Raw genomic sequence first — 23,466 nt, 5'->3', positions numbered from 1 at the left:
AATCACCTCCGTGGAACTCCGCCTGATCGATGTCCGAGGAACGAACCCCGACTACCGCGCCGTCGTGCCGCGCGGTGCCTTCGACGTCGAGCACGCCGTGGCCGTCGTGGAGCCGATTTGCGCGGCCGTCGCCGAGCGGGGCGAGGCGGCGCTGCGCGAGTTCGCCGCGAAGTTCGACGGGGTCGAGCCCGAGCACCTGCGCGTGCCGGTGGAGGAGTTGGCGCGCTGCGCCGACGAACTGGACGCCGACGTGCGGGCCGCGCTCGTCGAGAGCATCCGCCGCCGCAGCGAGGTCGCCCAGACCGAGGGGACGCCCGCGCTGGTGCGCGCCGAGGTCGCCCCCGGCGCCGTGGTGGAGACCAAGACGGTCCCCGTCTCACGGGTGGGCCTGTACGTGCCCGGCGGGCTGGCCCCCCTGGCCTCCAGCGTCCTCATGAACGTCGTGCCCGCCCAGGTGGCGGGCGTGGGCAGCCTGGCCGTGGCCACGCCGCCCAGCAGGGAGCACGGCGGCCTGCCGAGCCCCACCATCCTGGCCCTGTGCCACCTCCTCGGCGTCGACGAGGTGTACGCCGTCGGTGGCGCCCAGGCGATCGCGATGTTCGCCCACGGCGTCCCCGGGTTGTGCGAGCCCGTCGACCTGGTCACCGGCCCCGGCAACATTTACGTGGTCGCCGCCAAGCGGCTGCTGCGCGGCATCGTCGGCATCGATTCCGAGGCCGGCCCCACCGAGATCGCCGTGCTGGCCGACGACACCGCCGACCCTGCGTTCGTCGCCGCCGACCTGATCAGCCAGGCCGAGCACGACCCCATGGCCGGTTCCGTGCTGGTCACCGACAGTCCCGAGCTGGCGGCTTCCGTGAACCAGCTCCTGGCCGGGCAGGTCGCCGGCCTCGACAACGTCGAGCGCATCGGGACCGCGTTGGCCGGCCCCCAGTCGGCCGTCGTGCTCGTCGACGATCTCGACCAGGGCCTCGAGGTGGTCGACGCCTACGCCGCCGAGCACCTCGAGATCCACACCCGCGACGCCTACGAGGTGGCCCACCGGGTGCGCAACGCCGGGGCGATCTTCATCGGCCCGTGGTCGCCCGTGCCGCTCGGCGACTACTCGGCGGGCTCGACCCACGTGCTGCCCACCGCCGGCGCCGCCCGGTTCCAGTCGGGCCTGACCGTACGCTCGTTCACCAAGACGGTGCACCTGATCCACTACGACGAGGCCGCGCTGCGCGAGGTCGGACCGACCGTCGAGGCGTTCGCCACCGCCGAGCACCTGCCAGGCCACCGGGCCGCCATCACGGTGCGCACCGCCGCGGAGGGGGTCGATCGCTGGTGAGGCCGAACCCGACGCTGGCGGACCTGCCGCTGCGCCCCGAACTCGTGGGCGAGGAGCCGTACGGCGCCCCGCAGCTCGACGTCCCGGTGTGCCTGAACGTCAACGAGAACCCCTACCCGCCCTCGGCGGCGACCTTGACCGACATGGCCGAGGCCATCCGCGCCGCGGCCTACCACCGCTACCCCGACCGCGAGTTCACCCGTCTGCGTGGGCAGCTGGCCGACTACCTCGGCCACGGGCTCGGCGTCGAGAACGTCTGGGCGGCCAACGGGTCCAACGAGGTGATGACCCACGTGCTGGGGGCCTTCGGCGGCCCCGGCAGGCGCGTGCTGTCGTTCACGCCCACCTACTCGATGTACCCCGAGTACGCCCGCAACACCCATACCGCCTATGTCACCGCCCCGCGCCGCGCGGACTTCACCCTCGACGCGGAGCTGGTGCTGGGCGCGATCGCCGAACACGACCCGTCGGTGGTGCTCATCACGACGCCGAACAACCCGACCGGCACCACGACGCCGCTCGCGGTCGTCGAGGAGGTGGTGGCCGGCACCGACGCGATCGTGGTGGTCGACGAGGCCTACCAGGAGTTCAGCCGGACTCCGGGGGCCACGGCGCTGTCCCTCCTGCCGCGGTACGGCAACCTCGTCGTCTCGCGCACGATGAGCAAGGCGTTCGCCTTCGCGGGCGGACGCCTCGGGTACCTGGCTGCCGCCCCGGCGGTCGTCGACGCCTGCCGCATCGTCCGGTTGCCCTACCACCTGTCGGCGCAGACGCAGGCGGTGGCGTCGGTCGCCCTCGCCCACGCCGACGAGATGCTTGCCCGCGTCGACGACCTGCGGGCGGCCCGCGACGACCTCGTCGCTCGCTCGCGCGAGCTCGGCTTCGAGGTCGTCGACTCCGACGCCAACTTCGCCCTGGTGGGGCGGTGGGCCGACCGGCACCTGGCCTGGCAGCAGTTGTTGGAGCGCGGCGTGCTCGTGCGCGAGACTGGCCCGGCCGGCTACCTGCGCGTGAGCGCCGGCACCCCTGAGGAGATGGAGGCGTTCCTCGCAGCCCTGGCCGCGATCGACGCCCCGAGGATGGAGCAGTGATGGCACGCAAGGCCCGCATCGAGCGGACGACCAGCGAGAGCACGATCACCGTCGAGCTGGACCTCGACGGGACCGGCGCCTCGTCGATCAGCACCGGGGTCGGCTTCTACGACCACATGCTCACCGCGCTGTCCAAGCACTCGCTCATCGACCTAACGGTGGACGCCGTGGGCGACGTCCACATCGACGGCCACCACGTCGTCGAGGACACCGCCATCGTCATCGGCCAGGCGCTGGCCGGGGCGCTGGGGGACAAGAAGGGCATCCGCCGCTTCGGTGACGCGATCGTGCCCCTGGACGAGGCGTTGGCGCGTTGCGTCGTGGACGTTGCCGGACGCCCCTACGTCGTCTGCACCGGCGAGCCGGACGCCCAGGTCTACGCCCGCATCGGCGGCTCCGGGGTGCCCTACCAGGGGTCGATGACCTACCACGTCGTCGAGTCGCTGGCCCTGAACGCCGGCCTGTGCGTGCACCTGGACCTGGTCCGCGGGCGCGACCCGCACCACATCGTCGAGGCCCAGTTCAAGGCGCTGGCCCGTGCCCTGCGCGCCGCCGTCGAGCCGGACACCCGCATCGAGGGCGTCGTGCCCTCCACGAAGGGCGCCCTGTGACGCTGGTCGCCGTCCTCGACTACGGGTCGGGGAACCTGCACTCGGTCACGCGTGCCCTCGCCGAGACGGGTGCCGACGTCGTCCTGACCGCCTCGCCCGAGGAGTGCCTCGCGGCGGACGGCCTCGTGGTGCCCGGGGTGGGGGCGTTCGCCGCCTGCATGGCCGGCCTGGAGTCCGTGGACGGCCCGCGCATCATCCGCGAGCGGCTGGCCGCCGGACGCCCCGTCCTCGGCATCTGCGTGGGCCACCAGGTGATGTTCGCCGGCGGCGCCGAGCACGGCATCGAGACCGCCGGTGTCGGCGTCCTGCCCGGGCTCGTCGAGCAGTTGGTCGCCGGGCGCCTGCCCCACATGGGCTGGAACACCGTGCGCACCGCACCGGGCTCGGCGCTGTTCGCCGGGGTCGAGGCCGAGCGCTTCTACTTCGTGCACTCCTACGCGGTGCGCGCGCCCCTGCCCGAGGGCGTCCGCGTGACGTGGGCCGAGCACGACGCCGACCGTTTCGTCGCAGCCGTCGAGCACGGCGCCCTCTGCGCCACCCAGTTCCACCCGGAGAAGTCCGGCGAGGCCGGCGCACGGCTGCTGCGCAACTGGGTCGGCTCCCTCTGACGGGGCCGGCGTCGCGGTCCCGCGGTTCTGGGAGCGCGACATCGAGCCGTGAGCGCTGGGCTAGTCTTCGGCAGGTGACGAACAAGCTTGTCCTGTTGCCGGCCGTCGACGTCCAGGGCGGTCAGGCCGTCCAGCTGGCCCAGGGGGTCGCCGGGTCGGAGAAGACCTTCGGCGACCCGCTCGCCGCCGCCCAGCGCTGGCAGGACGCCGGCGCCGAGTGGCTGCACCTGGTCGACCTCGACGCCGCCTTCGGACGCGGCTCCAACGCCGACATCATCGCCGAGATCACCGCGGCGATGGACCTGAAGGTCGAGCTGTCCGGCGGCCTGCGGGACGATGAGGCGCTCGAACGCGCGCTGGCCACCGGCTGCGCCCGGGTCAACCTCGGGACCGCGGCCCTGGAGAACCCCGAGTGGTGCGAGAAGGTCATCGGGCGCTACGGCGAGCGGATCGGCATCGCCATCGACGTGAAGGGCTCGCGCCTGGCCGCGCGCGGTTGGGTCCGCGAGGGCGGCGACTGGGCCGAGGCCGTCGACCGCCTCTCGGCTGCCGGATGCCGCACCTTCGTGGTGACCGACGTGAAGTCCGACGGCATGCTCACCGGCCCGAATCTGGATCTGCTGAAGAAGGTCGCCGCACGCACGGGTGCCGAGGTCATCGCCTCCGGCGGCATCGCGCAGCTCGACGACCTCCGCGCGCTGCGGGGGCTCGTGCCGCTGGGGGTCACCGGCGCCATCATCGGGACAGCCCTCTACGTCGGCAACTTCACCCTCACCGACGCCCTGGCCGTCGCCGAGGAGTGACTCCAGCCTGCCGTCCGGCGCCTCAACCGGCGCAGGTGGAAAGGTAGATCGGTAGCGCGAGCAGCGTGCAGGCGGCGGCGACCCGGAACACGCCTCGAGCCCGATCACCGGCACCAGCCCCACGGGCGTCCACGATAGGATGGAAGGCGGACCTGACGAGACGAGTGAAGGAGACCCATGTCCGGGCATTCCAAGTGGGCCACCACCAAGCACAAGAAGGCCGCGATCGACGCCAAGCGCGGCAAGCTGTTCGCGAACCTGATCAAGAAGATCGAGGTGGCTGCGCGCATCGGTGGACCCGACCCGGCCGGCAACCCGACGCTGTACGACGCCATCCAGAAGGCGAAGAAGAACTCGGTCCCCAACGACAACATCGACCGCGCCGTCAAGCGCGGCGGGGGCGAGGGCAACGACGCGGTTTCCTACGACGAGATCACCTACGAGGCCTACGGCCCCGCCGGCGTCGCGATCCTCATCCAGTGCCTGACCGACAACCGCAACCGGTCGGCGTCCGACGTCAAGGTCGCGATCACCCGCAACGGCGGCACGGTCGCCGACATGGGTTCGGTCGCGCGCGTCTTCGACCGGATGGGCGTCGTCGAGGTCAAGAAGCTGCAGCCGGCGACCGACAAGAAGGGCACCGACAAGACGGTGACCGAGGACGAACTCATGGAGGCGACCCTCGACGCCGGGCCCGAGGACATCGTGGACGAGGGCGAGACCTTCAAGATCGTCGCCGACCCCGCCAACCTGGTCGCGGTCCGCAAGGCCGTGCAGGACGCGGGCATCGACTACGAGTCGGCCGACCTGGAGTTCCGCCCGCAGTTCGAGCAGGCAATCGACTCCCGTGAGGCGGCAGAGAAGCTGTTCAAGCTGCTGGACGCCATCGAGGACGTCGACGACGTCGAGGCCGTCTACAGCAATGAGGACGTGCCGGACGAAATCCTCGAGTCGTTGGACGCCTGACGCTACGATCCGAACATACGTTCGGACTTCGATCAGCTGAGGGAACCGGTGGTGGCATGCGCGTGCTCGGGATCGATCCCGGCCTGACCCGTTGCGGGGTCGGCATCATCGAGGGCGACTCCGGGCGCAAGCCCGCGCTCCTGCTCGCCGACGTCGTCCGCACGCCGGCCGAGATGGAGACGGGGCAGCGCTTGGCCAGCCTGGAGCGCAGCCTCGTGCAGTACCTGGCCGAGTACCGCCCCGACGCCATCGCGGTGGAGCGCGTCTTCGCGCGCCGGGACGTGAGCACGATCATCGGCACCGCGCAGGCGTCCGGGGTGGTGCTGCTCGTCGGCACCCGCGCCGGGCTGCAGGTCGCCCAGCACACCCCCAGCGAGGTGAAGGCGGCCATCACCGGCAACGGGCGCGCCGACAAGGCCCAAGTCGGGCAGATGGTGATGCGCATCCTGAAGCTGGAGGCTCCGCCCAGGCCGGCGGACGCCGCGGATGCCGTCGCGCTCGCGGTGTGCCACCTGTGGCGCGCGCCGGCGATCGCCCGCATCAACGAGGCGCAGGTGCGCCGCGACCTGGCGATGGGACAGGCCCTGGCCCGCGCCCGCGCCGCGCAGAGGAGGCTGGCGTGAAGGGCACGACCGGCAGGAACGGAAGGCACGCATGATCGCCCAACTCACCGGCACCGTGATCGCCGTCAGCGGCACGTGGGTGGTGCTCGACCTGTCCGGGCTAGGGGTCCGGGCGCTGTGCACGCCGGCCACGGTGGCGTCCGTGCGGGTGGGGGAGCCGACCACCCTGCACACCTCGCTGGTGGTGCGGGAGGACTCGCTCACCCTGTACGGGTTCACCTCCCCCGACGAGCGGGACGCGTTCGAGCTCGTCCAGTCCGCGTCGGGCATCGGCCCCAAGATCGCACAGGCGGTCGTGTCGGTGCTGCCGCCCGAGGAACTGCGCGTCGCGATCAGCCAGGGCAACGTGGCCGCCCTGACCCGCGTGCCGGGCATCGGCCCCAAGGGCGCCCAGAAGATGATCATCGAGCTCAAGGACCGGGTGAACGCCCTCGGCGCCGTCCCCAACCTCTCGGCGGGCGCGGCCTCACTGCCGGCCGAAGACTGGCGCGAGCAGGTGGCGTCCGGCCTGGAGTCGCTGGGCTGGGGCGGGAAGGACGCCCACGCCGCGGTGGAGCGGGTGGCCCACCTGCGCGAGGAGGACCCGGCGGTCGGCATCGGTGACCTCATGCGCGCCGCCCTGAAGAGCCTGGCCCGCTGATGGCCAAGCTCAGCGACGACCCGCTCGACCCGCACGCGCACACCGACGACCACGTGGTCGACGGGGCGCTGCGGCCCCCGACGCTGGCCGAGTTCCGCGGCCAGCCCCGGGTGGCCGAACAGCTCGGCCTGGTGCTCGCGGCCGCCCAGCACCGCGGTGCCGTACCCGACCACGTGCTGCTGTCGGGCCCGCCCGGGTTGGGCAAGACGACGCTGGCCATGATCATCGCCAACGAGGTCGGCGCGCCGCTGCGCATCAGCTCCGGCCCGGCGATCCAGCACGCCGGCGACCTGGCCGCGATCCTGTCCGGCCTGGCCGAGGGCGAGGTGTTCTTCCTCGACGAGATTCACCGGATGAGCCGCCCGGCCGAGGAGATGCTCTACCTCGCCATGGAGGACTTCCGGGTGGACGTCATCGTCGGCAAGGGTCCGGGTGCCACCGAGATCCCGCTCGAGATCCCGCGATTCACCCTCGTCGGTGCCACGACGCGGGCCGGCCTGCTGCCCGGCCCCCTGCGCGACCGGTTCGGCTTCACCGGCCAGCTCGACTATTACGACGCCGCCGACCTGGTCGGCATCGTGCGGCGCAGCGCCGCCCTGCTGGGCGTCGACGTGGACGGCACCTCCGCCGAGGTCATCGCCTCGCGAAGCCGCGGCACGCCCCGCATCGCGAACCGCCTGCTGCGCCGCGTCCGCGACTACGCGCTGGTCAAGGCGTCCGGCCGCGTCACGCCGTCCGTGGCCGCGGCCGCCCTCGAGCTGTACGAGGTGGACGAACTCGGCCTGGACCGGCTCGACCGCGCCGTGCTGGAGGCGGTGTGCGTCCGCTTCGGCGGTGGCCCCGTCGGCCTGTCGACCCTCGCGATGAGCGTCGGCGAGGAGACCGAGACCGTCGAGGAGGTCGCCGAGCCGTACCTGATCCGGCAGGGCTTCCTCATGCGGACGCCCCGCGGCCGGGTCGCGACGCCGCGCGCATGGCGGCACCTCGGGTTGTCCATCCCGCCGGGCCGGGCGGACCTCTTCACCGACTTCGACGCCTGACCCGGTAGTCTCTTCTCCTGCGGCGTACCGTATGGTGCCCCCGCGCCCCAATCACCGAAGGATTAGTACAAGAACATGCCTGCCGACAACTCGATGCTGTCCACGCTGCTGATGCTCGCCGTGATGGGCCTGGCCTTCTGGCTGCTGCTCATCCGTCCGGCCCAGCGCAAGCAGAAGGCCCAGCAGGAACTCGTGAGCAACCTCGGCCCGGGCACGCGCGTCATGACCACCGCCGGCGTGATGGCCACCATCCGCGAGCTGGGGGAGCGCACCGCGGTCGTCGAGATCTCGCCCGGGGTGGAGATGACCATCCTCAAGCAGGCGATCATGCGCACCGTGGACGCCGCCGAGGAGGAGTTCGAGTACGACGACGAGGACGCCGACGTGGCCGCCGAGCTGACCACCGAGCCGCTGGACGGCCCGGTGTTCGACCCTGAGCGCCCGCTCGACCCCGACACCAAGACCAACTGACCCACGTCCCGGAAGAACTGAGTCCCGTGGCAACCGAGAGCAGGACCAAGCAGCGCCCCGTGCGCACCCTGATCGTTCTCTTCTCCGTGGTGCTGGCGCTGTTCGGCATCATGGCGCTGGCCAACTCGTGGGCGCCCAAGCTGGGCCTCGATCTGCGCGGCGGCACCACCATCACCCTGACGGCCCGGAACACCACCGGCGCCGGCGCGGTGGACCCCGCCAGCCTCGACCAGGCGCGCACGATCATCCAGCAGCGCGTCGACTCGATCGGCGTCGGTGAGTCCGAGGTCGCGGTGGTAGGCAACAACCAGATCACCGTCTCGGTGCCCAACGTCGCCCCCGCCCAGCTGCAGGAGATGGTCGGCCAGACCGCCCAGCTGAAGTTCCGTCCCGTGTACGCCGCTCAGCAGGCCGTGCCCGGCGCCAGCTCGGGCCTCCCGCTCCCGCCGCCCGACCCGCGCCCGACCACGGCCGGGGAGACCAGGCCGACGGTGGACGAGGTGCTCGCCTGGCAACCGTCCGCCCGCGACCTCGCCGACTTCGAGGCCTACCAGTGCGGCCAGGACTTCCCCGACGTCGACGACCAGGTTCTGATCACCTGTGACCGCGACCAGACCATGAAGTTCCTGCTGTACCCGGCGGTCATCGACGGCGACATGCTGACCGACGCGGCCGCGGGCATCCCGCAGGGCGGCGTCAACTGGATCGTGACGCTGTCCCTGAACTCCGAGGGCGGCGCGATCTTTGAGAAGGTCACCGGCGCCCTGGCGCAGAAGGAGTCGCCGCAGAACACGTTCGCGATCGTGCTCGACGGCGACGTGATCACCTACCCGAGCGTCGAGCGCGCCATCCCCGGTGGCGAGGCGCAGATCTCGGGCAGCTTCACCCAGGAGTCGGCCACCGACCTGGCCAACGTCCTCAAGTACGGCTCGCTGCCGCTGGCCTTCGACCTGTCCGAGGTCTCCAACGTCTCCCCGACGCTGGGCGGCGAACAGCTGCGCGGCGGCATCATCGCCGGCCTCATCGGCTTGGCGCTGGTGCTGATCTACTCGGTGGTCTACTACCGGGCCCTGTCGGTGGTCGTCATCGCCTCGCTGGTGCTGGCGGCCGTGCTGACCTACCAGGTCATGGTGCTGCTGGGTGAGGGCATGGGCTTCGCGCTCAACCTGCCCGGCATCGCAGGCGCCATCGTCGCCATCGGCATGACGGCGGACTCGTTCATCATCTACTTCGAACGCATCCGCGACGAGGTTCGCGAGGGCCGCTCGCTGCGCACCGCGATCGAGACCGGCTGGCTGGGCTCGCGCAGGACGATCCTCATCGCCGACGCCGTGTCTCTGCTGTCGGCCGTCGTCCTGTTCGCGCTCGCCATCGGCTCGGTGAAGGGCTTCGCGTTCACGCTCGGCCTGACCACGCTGATCGACATCGCGATCGTCTTCTTCTTCACCAAGCCTCTGGTCACCCTGCTCGGCCGCACGAAGTACTTCGGAGAGGGCCGCAGGTTCTCCGGCTTCGAGGCCGAGCACATGGGTGTCCAGCGCCGTTCCCCGATCCGCCGCCTTCGCGCCGGCGCCCCCAAGGAGGCCTGATGAGCACCAAGCAGAGCCTGGCGCACCGGCTCTACACCGGCGATGTCTCCTACGACTTCGTCGGCAAGCGCAAGCTCTGGTACGCGGTCTCGGCGGTCATCGTCGCCCTGTGCGTGCTGACCATCGCGATCCGCGGGCTCAACCTGTCGATCGACTTCACCGGCGGCTCGGAGTTCACCGTGCCGACCCAGGTGACCTCGACCTCGATCGACGACTACCGCAAGGCCGCCCAGGACAGCGGCGTGGCCGACCTGGGCGACATCAAGGTCAACACCATCGGCGACAACCAGGTCCGCGTCCAGGTGCGCGCCCTGTCCGCCGAGGAGATCACCACCATGACGGCCAAGCTCGCTGAGAAGGCGGGCGTGCCGACCGAGGAGGTCACCAACAACCTCATCGGCCCGTACTGGGGCCAGCAGATCACCCAGCAGGGCCTGATCGCGCTCGTGGTCTTCCTCGCCCTGGTCGCCCTGATGATCGCCCTCTACTTCCGCAACTGGAAGATGTCGGTGGCGGCCCTCGTCGCGCTGCTGCACGACCTGATCCTGACCGTGGGCACCTACGCGCTGCTCCAGTTCTCGTTCACGCCGGCCACCCTGATCGGCGTCCTGAGCATCCTGGGCTACTCGCTGTATGACACGGTGGTGGTCTTCGACAAGGTCCGCGACAACACCGCCGACCTGCCCAAGCAGAACCGCACCTTCGGCCAGCTGGTCAACCTGGCGGTCAACCAGGTGCTCGTCCGCTCGATCAACACCACGGTCATCGGCGTCCTGCCGGTCGCCGCGATCTTGTTCGCCGGCGTGTTCATCCTGGGCACCGGCCCGCTGAAGGACCTCGGCCTGGCGATGTTCGTCGGCATGATCGCTGGCGCCTACTCCTCGCTCTTCCTGGCGGCGCCGATGTTCGCCCAGATGAAGCAGCGCGAGCCCGAGATCCAGGCCCACGACAAGCGCGTGGCCAAGCGGGCGAGCAAGGCCCCCCGCGAGGCCGCGGCAGGCGAGGCCACCCCCGTCCAGGTCACCACCGGTACGCCCCTGGTCACCCGCGCCGGTGATGCCCCCATCGACCCGGCCGCGCTCGGTGCGGTCCGCCCGCAGGACCTGGGCCCGCGTCAGCAGCCCCGCCACACCACCCGCGCCGACCGTAGGAACGACACCCGATGAACGCCAACCAGCAGCTGATCCTGGACCTGATCCGGGACGTCCCCGACTGGCCCAAGCCGGGCGTGGTGTTCAAGGACATCACGCCGCTGCTGGCGGACCCGCGAGGCTTCGCGGCGGCCGTCGACGAGCTCGTGGCGCTCGCCCCGGGCCCGATCGACATCGTGGTCGGCATGGAGGCGCGCGGCTTCATCTTCGCCGCGCCGGTCGCCCTCAAACTGGGCGCCGGCTTCGTGCCCGTCCGCAAGCCCGGCAAGCTGCCCGGCAAGGTGCACGAGCAGAGCTTCGCGCTGGAGTACGGGCACGAGACCCTCACAATCCACACCGACGCCCTCTGGCCCGGTGCCCGCGTCATGGTCATCGACGACGTGCTCGCCACCGGCGGGACCGTGGGGGCCACCGCCGCCCTGATCAAGGGCCAGGGCGCCGAGCTGGTGCACGTCGCTGTCCTGATGGAGTTGGGCTTCCTCGAGGGCCGAGGGCGCCTGGTCGAGCTGGGCGCCGGCACCCTGTCCGCCGTCGTCACGGTCTGAACGATGGCCGAGCGCTCGTCGCAGTCACTGTGGGGCTACCAGGCCCTCGTCAGTCTGCCGACGGTCGCCGCGGACCCGTTCCGTGAGCTGGTCCGTCGCGCCCTGCTGGCGCTCGGCATCATCGCGCTGAACACGCTCATCGTCTGGCTCGACCACGCCAGCTACCGCGACAACGTCAACAACGACGGCGTCAGCCTCATCGACGCCCTCTACTACGCCACGGTCACGGTCACCACGACCGGCTACGGCGACATCACCCCGGTCTCCGACCATGCGCGCCTGCTCAACGCGATGCTCGTCACGCCGCTGCGCATCGCGTTCCTGATCCTGCTGGTCGGCACGACGCTCGAGGTGCTCGCGAACGAAGGCCGCCGGGCCATCGTCGACACCCGCTGGAGGAAGAAGATGCGCAACCACACCGTCGTCCTGGGCTACGGCACCATGGGGCGCAGCGCCCTGGCAACCCTGCTGCGCAACGGCGCCGAGCCGGACCGCATCGTCGTCGTCGACTCCAGCCAGGCCGCCGTCGACGAGGCCAACCGGAACGGGATGGCCGCCTTCCTTGGCGACGCCACCTCACGCGAACTGTTGCGCCGTGCCGAGGTGCCCAAGGCCAAGCACATCGTCATCACCGTCAACCGCGACGACACGGCCATCCTGGCCACGCTGACCGCGCGCCAGCTGAACCCGCACGCGCACATCGTCGCGGCCGTCCGTGCGGAGGAAAACGTCTCGCTGCTGCGACAGTCTGGCGCCGACGGCGTCGTCACGAGCTCGGACGCCGTGGGCCGCCTGGTCGGCCTGTCGGCGGTGAGCCCCGACCTCGGCGCCACGATGGAGGACCTGCTCAGCTACGGCGAGGGCCTCGACATCGCCCAGCGCCTCGTCGCGCCGGACGAGGTGGGCCACAGCACGCAGGAGATCTCCGGCGAGCGGGTGCTCGGCGTGGTCCGGGGCGGCCTCCTGCGTCGCTTCTTCGACCCGAGCGTGGCCACGCTCAAGACCGGTGACGAGCTCGTGGTCGTCCGGCCGAGCCGCAAGCCACGCCCTCGGCCGGGCACCGAAACCGAACCGGGCACGCGGCGCTAGACTCGGTCCACCATGACGGGAGGTGAGGGCATGAGCGAAACCACCAGCCAGCCCGCCAGCGCGCCGTACGACCCACGCGTCCCCTCGGTGCCGGACGCCCCGGCCCCCGTCCCAGCCGTCCCCGACCAGCCGCGTCGCAGCGTCCGGCGCATGCTCGCCCTGCTCGGCTCGCAGAAGCCGTCCACCGCCGCCGCCCTCGATCCGCTGTTCTCGGCGATGCGCCAGCACCACGCCAAGGTCGACACGGCGCTGATCGAGCGCGCCTACCGCACGGCCGAGCACTACCACGAGGGGCAGACTCGCAAGAGCGGTGACTCCTACATCACGCACCCGTTGGCGGTCGCGACGATCCTCGCCGGCCTGGGGCTGACCGAGTCCACGATCTGCGCCGCGCTGCTGCACGACACGGTGGAGGACACGGGCTACACGCTGGCCCAGCTGACGGCCGACTTCGGCGAGGAAGTCGCCACGATGGTCGACGGCGTCACCAAGCTCGACAAGATGGTCTACGGCGAGTCCGCGAAGGCCGAGACGATCCGCAAGATGGTCGTCGCGATGGCCCGCGACATCCGCGTGCTGGTCATCAAGCTCGGCGACCGCCTGCACAACATGCGCACGATCTCCTCGCTGCGGCAGGACAAGCAGGCCCGGATCGCGCGCGACACCCTGGAGATCTACGCCCCACTGGCCCACCGCCTGGGCATGAACGCGATCAAGTGGGAGCTGGAGGACCTGTCGTTCTCCGTGCTGGAGCCCAAGATCTACTCCGAGATCGTGAAGCTGGTCGCCGAGCGGGCGCCACTGCGCGACCAGTACCTCGGCACCGTCATCACCCAGGTGCGCGAGGACCTGGCGGCCGAGAAGATCAAGGCGACGGTGTACGGCCGGCCGAAGCACTACTATTCGATCTACCAAAAGATGATGGTCCGGGGCCGGGACTTCTACGACATCTACGACCTGGTCGGCCTGCGCATCCTCGTCGAGACCAAGCGCGAGTGCTATGACGTGCTCGGAGTCCTGCACGCCCGGTGGCGTCCGCTGCCGGGGCGGTTCAAGGACTACATCGCGATGCCGAAGTTCAACCTGTACCAGTCGCTGCACACCACGGTGTTGGGGCCGGGCGGCAAGCCGGTGGAGTTGCAGATCCGCACCCACGAGATGCACCGGCAGGCCGAGTTCGGCGTGGCCGCCCACTGGCGCTACAAGGAGGGCAAGTCCGCCGGCGACCAGATCAACTGGGTGCAGTCGATCTCGGAGTGGCAGAAGGAGACCGAGGATTCCGGCGAGTTCCTCGACACCTTCACGGAGGAGATCGCCAAGAACGAGGTCTTCGTCTTCTCGCCCAAGGGTGACGTCATCTCGCTGCCTGCCGGCTCCACGCCCGTCGACTTCGCCTACGCGATCCACACCGAGGTCGGCCACCGCTGCATCGGGGCGCGCGTCAACGGCAAGCTCGTGCCGCTGGACTCGCATCTCGAGATGGGCATGGTCGTGGACATCATCACGTCCAAGGCCCAGAACGCCGGACCGAGCCGCGACTGGCTGAGCTTCGTCAAGACGCCCAGGGCCCGCTCGAAGATCCGCCAGCACTTCACACGCGAGCGCCGCGACGAGGCGATCGAACACGGCAAGGAGATGCTCAGCAAGCAGATGCGGCGTGCGCACGTCGCTTCGCGCCTGCTCACCCCGGAGGTGCTCGCCGGGCTGGTGCAGCACTTCCACGTCTCCGACGTGCCCAGCCTCTGGGCCGCGATCGGCGAGGGCACGGTTGGCCCCCAGGCCGTCGTGGCGCAGATCGTCCAGACCATCGGCGGGGGAGAGGCAGTGGCCGAGGCGTCCCTGGTGGACGAGGCCCTGCTCGTGCGCCCCATGCGCAAGCTGCCGCGCGACCACTCCGGCGTCGTCGTCGACGGCGACCCCGACATGTACACCAAGCTCGCCAAGTGCTGCCTGCCGGTGCCGGGCGACCCCATCCTTGGCTTCGTGACGCGCAGCGAGGGCATCTCGGTGCACCGCGAGGACTGCACGAACGTCGACTCCCTCAAGCGCTACCCGGAGCGGCTGGTGCCGGTCTCGTGGGCGCCGAGCGCGGACGCCGCCTTCCTCGTCGCGGTGCAGCTCGAGGGCATCGACCGCGGGGGCATGCTCAGCGACGTCACCCGGGTTCTCAGCGACCTGCACATGAGCATCGTCTCGGTGAGTGCCAACGCTTCCAAGGACCACGTGTTCACGATGCGGCTGACGTTCCAGACGCCCGACCCGCGGCACCTCGACACGGTGCTGCGGAGCCTGCAGCGCGTCCCCGGCGTGTACGAGGTCAGCCGGGTCAAGCCTGGCTGATCAACGCATCATGGCGCTGGCCATGCCCGTGAAGTACGGCCCGGCCCAGCTCGAAGACGCGCCCCTGCCCGCGGCCGTGCGCCGCCTGCTGGAGCGGTTGGCGTCCGAGGCGGTTGGTGCAGGGGGCGCTGGCCAACGTGCGGCAGCACGCGCTCGCCACGCGGGTCGTGGTGTCGCTGAGCTACGCGCCCGACGAACTGCTTGTGGACGTCGTCGATGACGGGAGCGGCTTCGACCCCGCCGCCACCCCCCAGTCAACGGACGCCGGCGGCTTCGGCCTGCGCGCCATGCGCGAGCGCCTGGCCGCGTTGGGCGGGACCCTGGGCGTCGAGTCGGCGCCGGGTGAGGGGACCGCGGTCGCAGCTTCGGTGCCGCTGGGAGGGGGAGCATGACCACTGTCGTGATCGTGGACGACCACCCGGTCGTGCGCGCGGGCCTCACGGCCCTGCTCGCCACGCGGCCGGGGATCGAGGTCGTGGGGGAGGCCGGTGACGGCTCCGCCGCGCTGGCGGTCGTTGGCCGGGAGCGCCCCGATGTCGTCCTCATGGACCTCCAGCTGGGCGCCGACAACGGCGTCGCCGTGACCCGCGAGCTGCTGCGCCGCGACCCGCGCGCGCGGGTGCTGATCCTGACCACCTACGACACCGATGCCGACATCGTCGCCGCAATCGAGGCGGGGGCCGCGGGCTACCTGCTCAAGGACGCCACCCCCGAGGCACTCGGGGCCGCAGTCGAGGCCGCCGCACGCGGCGAGGCCGTCTTCGCCCCCGCCGTCGCCGGACGCCTCGCGCGCCGGGTCGTCGCGCCACCGAACGAGCTCACCGAACGGGAGCGCGAGGTCGTGGCGCTGCTGGCCGAAGGGCTGGCCAACCGCCAGATCGCACGCCGGCTGTTCCTGTCGGAGGCGACGGTGAAGACGCACCTCGGCCACGTCTACGAGAAGCTGCGCGTGGACAACCGGACCGCGGCGGTGGCCGCGGCCCGGCAGGCGGGGATCATCCGGTAGGCGACCTCAGCGGGTGAAGTCGGCCAGCGTGGCCTTCGCCTGGTCGAGCCAGGTCTGATAGGTCGCGATCGAGTCCTGGGCCTTCTTGGCGGCCTGCTTGTCGCCGCGGGCCTCGGCCTTCTCGACCTTGGCGGCCAGCTTGGCGATCTCGGCGCCGAGCATGGCGACCGTCTCCTCAGCGCGCCGGCGCGCCTCGGGGTCGGTCCGCTTCCACTCGTCCTCCTCGGCCTTGCGAACGGCCTGTTCGATCGCGCGGACGCGGTTGTCGAGGCCGCGCATGGCATCGCGGGGCACCTTGCCGAGCTCGTTGTACTGGGCCAGGAACTGGCGGAACTGGGTGCGTGCCTGGGCGTGGTCGGTCACCGGGAGGATCTCGGCCTCCGCCCGGGTGAGCAGCTCTTCCTTGGCGATCAGATTGCCGGAGAACTCCTCGTCCTGCGCCGACTGGGCGGCGGTGCGGGCGTTGAAGAACTGGTCCTGGATGCCGCGGAACTCGGCCCACAGCTTGTTGTCGTCCTCGCGCGCGGCGGACCCGGCGGCCTTCCAGCGGGTCATCAGGTCGCGGAACGCACCCGAGGTGGGGCCCCAGTCGGTCGAGTCCGCGAGTTCGCGGGCCTCGGCGATGATCTGCTCCTTCGTGGCCTTCGCCCCGCCCCACTTGGCGGACTGCTCGGAGAACTGCGCCTTGCGGCGGCGCGTGTACGTGGTGCGCGCGGAGCTGAAGCGGTGCCACAGCTCGTCATCGATGGCGCGGTCGATGCGGGGGAGCGCCTTCCACTCCTCCAGCAGCTGCCGGAAGCGGTTGACCCCGCCGCGCCAGTCGTTGCCGGACGCCAGCGCCTCGGCCTCGCCGACCATGGCCTCCTTGGCCTCGCGGGTGGCCTCGTGCTGCTTGGCACGCTCGGCCTTGCGGGCTTCGGACGCCTCGGCCAGCCGGGGCTGCAGGGCCTCGAGCCGGGTCTCCAGGGCGGCGAGGTCGCCCACCGCGTTGGCCTCGGAGACCGACTTGCGGAGGTTCTTGATCGTGTGGCGCGCGTCGTCGGGGGAGACCGCACCGGAGTTCAGGCGCTGCTCGAGCAGCGCCACCTCCAGCTCGAGGGCCTCATAGCGCCGGACGAAGAAGGCGAGCGCCTCGTCGGGGGACACGTCGGGAACCTGACCGACCGCCCGTTCGCCCTCACCCGTGGTCACGTAGACGGTGCCATCGGGATCGACACGACCGAAGCTGGCCGGACCTGCAGAGTCAGTCATGGGCTCCATCTTGCCCGAAAACCGGGACGCCGTGCGTAGCGGCGTCCGGCGATAAGGTGAACAACGTGTTCCTGACCTCGTTCCCGGCCGGCCCGTTCCAGGCCAACTGCTACGTCCTTTCCCTCGACGGGCGGCGCTGCGTGGTGGTCGACCCGGGCGTGAACGCCTTCGACGGCGTCAAGCAGATCGTGGACCAGCGCGGCCTGCAGGTGGAGGCCGTCGTGCTCACCCACGGCCACCCCGACCACGTGGGCGGGGCGGCTGATGTCGCCGACCACTATGGCGTGCCGGCCTACATTCACGCCGAGGACCGCGAACTGTTCGACCCGAGCCTGCTGGGCGACATCGCCGCCCAGATCATCGAGCGCTTCGGGGTCAACCACGTGGAGCCGGCCCACGTCCGCGAACTCGTCGGCGGTGAGGCGCTGGAGCTCGCCGGCATCGCGTTCACCACCGAGGTGGCTCCCGGGCACCGCCCGGGCTGCCTGCTGTGGCGCGTGGGGCTGCCCGAGCCGCTCCCGCAGGCGCCCGAGCTGACCGAGCTCATCTTCACCGGCGACGTGGTCTTCGCCGGGTCGATCGGCCGCACGGACCTGCCCGGCGGCGACGACGACGCCATGCGCGCGACGCTGCGCGACATCATCCTGGTGCTGCCGGACACGGCGGCGCTGCTGCCCGGGCACGGCCCCGAGACCACGATGGCCCGCGAGCGTGCCACCAACCCGTACCTGCAAGACTCCTATCTCCGCTGAGGTGACCATGCGACCCAAGCCCCTGTCCGGCTTCCCCGAGTTCCTGCCGAACGGCCGGATCGTGGAGCAGGCCGTCCTCGACTCCCTGCGGCAGACGTTCGAGCTGCACGGCTTCGCGTCCGTCGAGACGCGTGCGGTCGAGACGATGGACGCCCTGACCCGTAAGGGCGACATCACCAAGGAGGTCTACGTCGTCCGACGGCTGCACGCCGACCCGGCGGGCGCGGCGTCCGGTGACGACCTGGGCCTGCACTTCGACCTGACCGTGCCCTTCGCCCGCTACGTGCAGGAGAACGCCGGGCACCTCGCGTTCCCCTTCCGCCGCTATCAGATCCAGAAAGTGTGGCGGGGCGAGCGCCCGCAGGAGGGCCGCTACCGTGAGTTCTGCCAAGCCGACATCGACATCGTCGGCGAGAACACGCTCGCCGCCCATCACGACATCGAGGTGGCGGTGGTCATGCTGGAGGCCCTCGAGCGCCTCCACACCGAGTTCGGGCTGCCGCCGGTCGTCATGCACGTCAACAACCGCAAGCTCGCCGAGGGCTTCTACCGCGGCCTGGGCGTCGAGGACCACATGGCGGTGCTGCAGCGCGTCGACAAGCTCGACAAGATCGGGCCGGACGCCGTCCGCGCCCTCCTGGTCGACGAGCTCGGCATGAGCGGCGAGGCGGCCGACAAATGCCTGGCGCTGGCCACCATCCAGTCGGCCGACACCTCGTTCGTGGAGCGCGTCCGCGCCCTGGGCGTGGAGCACCCGCTGCTGGAGGAGGGGCTCGTCTCGCTGGCCGAGGTCGTCACCGCCGCCGCGGCAGCCGTGCCCGGGCGTCTCGTCGCCGACCTCAAGATCGCCCGCGGGCTCGACTACTACACCGGCACCGTGTACGAGACAGAGATGGCCGGCTTCGAATCGCTGGGCTCGATCTGCTCCGGCGGGCGGTACGACGCGCTGGCCACCGACGGCAAGCGCACCTGGCCGGGCGTCGGCATCTCCGTGGGCGTCACGCGCATCCTCGCGCCGCTGATCGCCCGCGGCCAGCTCGTGGCGTCGCGGTCGGTGCCGACCTGCGTCCTCGTCGCGGTGGACGCCGAGGAGACCCGCGGCGCCGCCCTGGGCGTGGCCGCGCAGCTCCGGGCCCGCGGCATCCCGACCGAGGTGGCGCCCAAGGCCGACAAGTTCGGCAAGCAGATCCGCTACGCCGACCGGCGCGGCATCCCGTACGTGTGGTTCTCCGACGGCTCGGTCAAGGACATCCGCTCCGGCGAGCAGGTCGCGGCCGACCCCACGATCTGGACGCCGCCGGCGGCCGACCTGCTCCCGGGCGTCGGTCGTCAGGCCTGAATCTCGCCCGTCGCCGCGTCGACGTAGACGTCCACGTCGTCGATCACACCGGGGGTCATCTAGAGCGCGGTTTTCATGGCATCCACGAGCGAGACCGTCGCGGCCGCGGCGCGGCGCGTCGTCGCCGCAGTGCGTACAATCACCCCCACGCGCCCCGTACCGTCCATGCGGGGGCAAGAAGGGAATCACGCAGCATGTTGCGCACGCACCAGGCCGGACAGCTCCGCTCGAGCGACGTGGGCCAGACCGTCACCCTCGCAGGATGGGTCGCCAAGCGGCGCGACCACGGCGGGGTGGCCTTCATCGACCTCCGCGACGCCTCCGGCATCTGCCAGGTGGTCGTCCGTGACGAGTACCTCGAGCAGGCGGGGATCCACGACCTGCGCAACGAGTTCTGCATCACGGTGACCGGCGTCGTCGACGCGCGCACCCCCGAGAACGTCAACCCCAACATCGCCACCGGCGAGGTCGAGGTGGCCATCCGCACCCTCGAGGTGCTGAACCCCGCCGCGCCGCTGCCGTTCCAGATCGACGAGCGCACCACCGTCGGCGAGGATGCCCGGCTCAAGCACCGCTACCTCGACCTGCGGCGTCCGCGCCAGCACGAGGCCCTCGTGCTGCGCTCGAAGGTGACCCGCGCGATCCGCGAGGTGCTCGACGGCCGTGACTTCTACGACGTCGAGACCCCGACGCTGACCCGCTCGACGCCCGAGGGCGCCCGTGACTTCGTCGTGCCGGCCCGCCTGCACCCGGGCAAGTGGTACGCCCTGCCGCAGAGCCCGCAGCTCTTCAAGCAGCTGCTCATGGTCGCCGGCATGGAGCGCTACTACCAGATCGCCCGCTGCTACCGCGACGAGGACTTCCGCGCCGACCGCCAGCCCGAGTTCACCCAGCTGGACATCGAGATGAGCTTCGTCGACCAGGACGACGTGATCGCCCTGGCCGAAGAGGTCATGGCCGCGTGCTGGAGGCTCATCGGGGTCGAGATGCAGCTTCCGCTGCCGCGGATGACCTGGCACGACGCCATGGACAACTACGGCTCCGACAAGCCCGACCTGCGCTTCGACAACAAGATCCGCGAGCTGACCGACTATTTTGCCGACACGCCCTTCCGCGTGTTCCAGGCCCCCTACGTCGGCGGAGTGGTCATGCCCGGCGGGGCATCCCAGCCGCGTCGCCAGTTCGACGCCTGGCAGGAGTGGGCCAAGCAGCGCGGCGCCAAGGGCCTGGCCTACGTCACCATCGGCGAGGACGGCACCTTGGGCGGCCCGGTCGCCAAGAACATCACGGACGCCGAGCGCGACGGCCTCGCCGCCGCCATGGGTGCCCAGCCGGGCGACGCGATCTTCTTCGGGGCCGGCGCGCGCGAGACCACCCAAGAGCTGCTGGGTGCCGCCCGACTGGAGATCGGCCGCCGCACCGGCCAGATCGACGAGGACGCGTGGTCGTTCCTCTGGGTCGTGGACGCCCCCATGTTCAAGTCGCGCGAGGACGCCGTGGCTTCCGGCGACGTCGCGATCGCCGAGGGCAAGTGGGCCGCGGTGCACCACGCCTTCACCTCGCCCAAGCCCGAGTCTCTGGAGACCTTCGACACCGATCCCGGCTCGGCGCTGTCGTACGGCTATGACTTCGTCGCCAACGGCAACGAGATCGGTGGCGGCTCGATCCGTATCCACCGCCGAGACGTGCAGGAGCGCGTGTTCAAGGTGATGGGGCTCTCCGACGAGGAGGCGCAGGAGAAGTTCGGCTTCCTGCTGGACGCTTTCGCCTACGGCGCCCCGCCCCACGGCGGCATCGCCTTCGGCCTCGACCGCCTCGTCATGCTGCTCGGGGGCTTCGACACGATCCGCGACGTCATCGCCTTCCCGAAGTCGGGCGGCGGGTTCGACCCTCTGACCGAGGCGCCCGCGCCCATCTCGGCGCAGCAGCGCAAGGAGGCCGGCGTGGACTTCAAGCCGAAGCCCTCCGAGGCCAAGGCCGAAGGCAAGGCTCCCGAGGCCGCCCAGGCCTGAGTCGTGACCCGGGGGGCGGCTAGGTGCCGCCCTCCGCGGCGACGATCGCCGCCGCCACGTGCGCGGCGTCCGTGTCGAGGTAGCGGGCCGCGCCGAGGCGTCCGTCGGCGTAGGACATGACCAGCGGGTGCCCGGCCGGGATGTTGAGCCGCTCCACCTGCTCGTCGGTCAGGCCCGCCACCAGCGCCGCCAGGGCGCGCAGCGTGTTGCCGTGGGCGACGACGAACACCGTGGCCCCGCCCGCCAGGGCGGGCTCGAGGTCATCGACCCACCAGGACGTGATGCGCTCGACCACGTCGACCAGCGACTCGCCGACGCCGGCGTCCAGAGGGCCACGGTCGGCGACCGGGGCCGGGTCGACCCAGCCCGCGACCTGCTCGGGCGACGCCGCGGGCGGGCGCCCGTGCAGCGTCCGGCGCCATGTGAAGAAGGCCTCCTCGCCGAACCGCAGGCGTGCGTCGTGCTTGGAGACGTTGGTGAGGCACCCGTAGGCGCGCTCGACCAGCCGCCACGTGGAGCGCACCTCGAGGTCGATCCCGAGGTGGCCGAGCAGCAGCTCGGTCGTGCGGGACGCCCGCAGCATCGTCGACTGCCACACGAGGTCGGGCACGAGCCCCTCGGCGCGGAGGAGGTCCGCGGCGACCTCCACCTGGGCCTCTCCGGTCGGGGCGAGCGGGGCGTCCAGCAACCCGGTGAACACCCGCGCGGCGTTGAAGGTCGTCTCGCCGTGGCGCAGCAGCATCAGGGTGCCCATCCCCGGATTGTGCCACTGGTCGTTGCGGTAGCGTCGGACGGGTGACGGACCTCTTCGGCAACCCCGACCCCAGCGACGCCCCCGCGGCGCGCACGGGCGGCTCCCTGTCGAGCGCCGGCCACGACGACGTACCTCTGGCCGTGCGCCTGCGCCCCCGGACCCTGGACGAGATCGTCGGGCAGCAGCACCTGCTCGGCCCCGGGTCACCGCTGAAGCGCCTCGCCGAAGGTCAGCCCATGTCGGTGTTCCTCTGGGGCCCGCCCGGGGTGGGCAAGACGACGATCGCCTCGGTGGTCTCGCAGGCCACCAACCGCCGCTTCGTCGAACTGTCGGGCGTCACCGCGGGCGTCAAGGAGGTACGCGCCGAGCTGGACGCCGCCAAGCGCGAGCTCGCCCGCGGCCGCGGCACCGTCCTGTTCGTCGACGAGGTGCATCGCTTCAACAAGGCCCAGCAGGACGTTCTGCTGCCCGCCGTCGAGAACCGCCTGGTCACCCTGATCGCCGCCACCACGGAGAACCCGTCGTTCTCGGTGATCTCGCCGCTGCTGTCGCGCTCCCTGCTGCTCACGCTCAGGCCGCTGACCGACGACGACGTCAACGCCCTGCTCGACCGGGCGCTCGGCGACGAGCGCGGCCTCCGTACCCCCGAGGGCGGCACCTACGACCTCGACGCGGACGCCCGCGCCACGCTCGTCCGGCTCGCCGGCGGGGACGCCCGGCGCTCGCTGACCTACCTCGAGGAGGCGGCGGCGTCGGCGTCCGCCCTCGGTGCCAGCACGATCACCCCCGAGGCGGTCGAACTGGCCGTCGACAAGGCCGCAGTCCGCTACGACCGGGACGGCGACCAGCACTACGACGTCATCAGCGCGTTCATCAAGTCGATCCGCGGCTCCGACGTGGACGCCGGGCTGCACTACCTGGCCCGCATGCTCGCCGGCGGGGAGGATCCCCGCTTCATCGCCCGGCGCCTCATCATCCTGGCCAGCGAGGACGTCGGCATGGCCGCCCCCTCGGTGCTCCAGACGTGCGTGGCCGCGGCGCAGGCCGTCCAGCTCATCGGCATGCCCGAGGGACGCCTCGTGCTCGCCCAAGCGGTGGTCGCCTGCGCGACGGCGCCGAAGTCGAACGCGTCCTACGCCGCGATCAACGCCGCGCAGGCCGACGTCGCCGCAGGCAAGGGCGGCCCCGTACCGTCGCACCTGCGCGACGCCCACTACGCCGGCGCCAAGGCGCTGGGGCACGGGAAGGGCTACCAGTACGCCCACGACGCGCCACACGCGGTGGCCGCCCAGCAGTACCTGCCCGACGACCTCGCCCAGGCCCGCTACTACGAGCCGACAACCCACGGGAACGAGGCGCAGATCGCTGAGCGCCTCGCCGCCATCCGGTCGCTGCTCGGGCGCGACTGACGCGCGGGTCGGGAACGGGGCGCGTCCGTCGTATCATGGGGCGTCC

The 23,466-nt window shown here is 71.2% G+C and carries 23 protein-coding genes; 21 read left to right on the top strand and 2 right to left on the bottom strand.

All coding sequences use genetic code 11. The features are described 5' to 3' along the window. Positions 1–10: 10 nt before the first annotated feature. The 17 genes from hisD (at position 11) to ET989_RS06895 (ending at position 15,903) form a co-directional block, all read left to right on the top strand. Positions 11–1,330, top strand: a complete 1,320-nt coding sequence (hisD, locus tag ET989_RS06975; RefSeq protein ID WP_131167820.1) for a histidinol dehydrogenase — start codon at positions 11–13, stop codon at positions 1,328–1,330. Next, positions 1,324–2,421, top strand: coding sequence for a histidinol-phosphate transaminase (locus tag ET989_RS06970; protein WP_206662257.1), 1,098 nt, complete (start codon positions 1,324–1,326; stop codon positions 2,419–2,421). Before hisD ends, ET989_RS06970 begins: the two co-directional genes overlap by 7 nt. Beyond that, entirely contained in the window at positions 2,421–3,032 is a 612-nt protein-coding gene (gene hisB / locus ET989_RS06965; RefSeq protein ID WP_421958212.1) for an imidazoleglycerol-phosphate dehydratase HisB, read from the top strand. Before ET989_RS06970 ends, hisB begins: the two co-directional genes overlap by 1 nt. Continuing rightward, positions 3,029–3,640, top strand: coding sequence for an imidazole glycerol phosphate synthase subunit HisH (hisH, locus tag ET989_RS06960; protein WP_131167817.1), 612 nt, complete (start codon positions 3,029–3,031; stop codon positions 3,638–3,640). Before hisB ends, hisH begins: the two co-directional genes overlap by 4 nt. Positions 3,641–3,714: 74 nt before the next feature. Further along, entirely contained in the window at positions 3,715–4,443 is a 729-nt protein-coding gene (gene priA, locus ET989_RS06955; protein WP_131167816.1) for a bifunctional 1-(5-phosphoribosyl)-5-((5-phosphoribosylamino)methylideneamino)imidazole-4-carboxamide isomerase/phosphoribosylanthranilate isomerase PriA, read from the top strand. Positions 4,444–4,620: 177 nt separating this feature from the next. Further along, positions 4,621–5,409, top strand: a complete 789-nt coding sequence (locus tag ET989_RS06950) for a YebC/PmpR family DNA-binding transcriptional regulator (protein WP_131167815.1) — start codon at positions 4,621–4,623, stop codon at positions 5,407–5,409. Between the two features lie 56 nt (positions 5,410–5,465). After that, positions 5,466–6,032 carry a crossover junction endodeoxyribonuclease RuvC gene (ruvC, locus tag ET989_RS06945; RefSeq protein ID WP_131167814.1) on the top strand — a complete coding sequence of 189 codons (567 nt, stop codon included), beginning with the start codon at positions 5,466–5,468 and terminating at the stop codon, positions 6,030–6,032. 31 nt (positions 6,033–6,063) lie between these two features. Then, positions 6,064–6,672 (top strand): Holliday junction branch migration protein RuvA, encoded by a 609-nt coding sequence (gene ruvA / locus ET989_RS06940; RefSeq protein WP_131167813.1) that lies wholly within the window; start codon positions 6,064–6,066, stop codon positions 6,670–6,672. Beyond that, positions 6,672–7,712 (top strand): Holliday junction branch migration DNA helicase RuvB, encoded by a 1,041-nt coding sequence (gene ruvB / locus ET989_RS06935; RefSeq protein WP_131167812.1) that lies wholly within the window; start codon positions 6,672–6,674, stop codon positions 7,710–7,712. Before ruvA ends, ruvB begins: the two co-directional genes overlap by 1 nt. Positions 7,713–7,787: 75 nt before the next feature. Further along, complete coding sequence (gene yajC, locus ET989_RS06930) at positions 7,788–8,183, top strand: preprotein translocase subunit YajC (protein ID WP_131167811.1); 396 nt, start codon at positions 7,788–7,790, stop codon at positions 8,181–8,183. 110 nt (positions 8,184–8,293) lie between these two features. Next, positions 8,294–9,772, top strand: coding sequence for a protein translocase subunit SecD (gene secD / locus ET989_RS06925; RefSeq protein ID WP_131167849.1), 1,479 nt, complete (start codon positions 8,294–8,296; stop codon positions 9,770–9,772). Then, the gene (secF, locus tag ET989_RS06920) at positions 9,772–10,938 is read left to right on the top strand and encodes a protein translocase subunit SecF (protein WP_131167810.1); all 1,167 of its coding nucleotides are present in this window, start codon (positions 9,772–9,774) and stop codon (positions 10,936–10,938) included. Before secD ends, secF begins: the two co-directional genes overlap by 1 nt. Further along, a complete protein-coding gene (locus tag ET989_RS06915) occupies positions 10,935–11,468 on the top strand; it encodes an adenine phosphoribosyltransferase (protein WP_131167809.1) in 534 nt (177 codons plus the stop codon). The genes secF and ET989_RS06915 overlap by 4 nt, the downstream gene beginning before the upstream one ends. Positions 11,469–11,471: 3 nt before the next feature. Then, positions 11,472–12,557 (top strand): potassium channel family protein, encoded by a 1,086-nt coding sequence (locus ET989_RS06910; RefSeq protein WP_131167808.1) that lies wholly within the window; start codon positions 11,472–11,474, stop codon positions 12,555–12,557. 30 nt (positions 12,558–12,587) lie between these two features. After that, positions 12,588–14,897 carry a RelA/SpoT family protein gene (locus ET989_RS06905; protein WP_131167807.1) on the top strand — a complete coding sequence of 770 codons (2,310 nt, stop codon included), beginning with the start codon at positions 12,588–12,590 and terminating at the stop codon, positions 14,895–14,897. A 116-nt stretch (positions 14,898–15,013) separates the two neighbouring features. Further along, on the top strand, positions 15,014–15,289 hold the full coding sequence (locus tag ET989_RS06900) for an ATP-binding protein (protein ID WP_206662253.1): 276 nt from the start codon (positions 15,014–15,016) through the stop codon (positions 15,287–15,289). After that, positions 15,286–15,903, top strand: a complete 618-nt coding sequence (locus ET989_RS06895; RefSeq protein WP_131167806.1) for a response regulator — start codon at positions 15,286–15,288, stop codon at positions 15,901–15,903. The genes ET989_RS06900 and ET989_RS06895 overlap by 4 nt, the downstream gene beginning before the upstream one ends. A gap of 6 nt (positions 15,904–15,909) precedes the next feature. Here the strand turns inward: ET989_RS06895 and ET989_RS06890 are convergent, their stop codons facing one another. After that, complete coding sequence (locus tag ET989_RS06890) at positions 15,910–17,154, bottom strand: DUF349 domain-containing protein (RefSeq protein ID WP_131167805.1); 1,245 nt, start codon at positions 17,152–17,154, stop codon at positions 15,910–15,912. A gap of 65 nt (positions 17,155–17,219) precedes the next feature. Here ET989_RS06890 and ET989_RS06885 point away from each other — a divergent pair, with 65 nt between their 5' ends. From ET989_RS06885 to aspS, 3 genes are all read left to right on the top strand, one after another. Next, positions 17,220–17,906 carry an MBL fold metallo-hydrolase gene (locus ET989_RS06885; RefSeq protein ID WP_131167804.1) on the top strand — a complete coding sequence of 229 codons (687 nt, stop codon included), beginning with the start codon at positions 17,220–17,222 and terminating at the stop codon, positions 17,904–17,906. Positions 17,907–17,913: 7 nt separating this feature from the next. After that, the gene (hisS, locus tag ET989_RS06880; protein ID WP_131167803.1) at positions 17,914–19,245 is read left to right on the top strand and encodes a histidine--tRNA ligase; all 1,332 of its coding nucleotides are present in this window, start codon (positions 17,914–17,916) and stop codon (positions 19,243–19,245) included. A 194-nt stretch (positions 19,246–19,439) separates the two neighbouring features. Continuing rightward, complete coding sequence (gene aspS, locus ET989_RS06875) at positions 19,440–21,257, top strand: aspartate--tRNA ligase (RefSeq protein ID WP_131167802.1); 1,818 nt, start codon at positions 19,440–19,442, stop codon at positions 21,255–21,257. 19 nt (positions 21,258–21,276) lie between these two features. Here aspS and ET989_RS06870 read toward each other — a convergent pair whose 3' ends face one another. Next, on the bottom strand, positions 21,277–22,011 hold the full coding sequence (locus ET989_RS06870; RefSeq protein WP_131167801.1) for a 2,3-bisphosphoglycerate-dependent phosphoglycerate mutase: 735 nt from the start codon (positions 22,009–22,011) through the stop codon (positions 21,277–21,279). Between the two features lie 41 nt (positions 22,012–22,052). On the opposite strand from ET989_RS06870, the gene ET989_RS06865 reads away from it, so the two are divergent. Then, the gene (locus ET989_RS06865; protein ID WP_131167800.1) at positions 22,053–23,420 is read left to right on the top strand and encodes a replication-associated recombination protein A; all 1,368 of its coding nucleotides are present in this window, start codon (positions 22,053–22,055) and stop codon (positions 23,418–23,420) included. Positions 23,421–23,466 lie beyond the last annotated feature (46 nt).

Source organism: Propioniciclava sinopodophylli, assembly GCF_004324755.1.
In the GTDB taxonomy this organism is placed as follows: Bacteria; Actinomycetota; Actinomycetes; order Propionibacteriales; family Propionibacteriaceae; genus Propioniciclava; species Propioniciclava sinopodophylli.
This window is presented reverse-complemented; position numbering and strand designations above follow the sequence as displayed.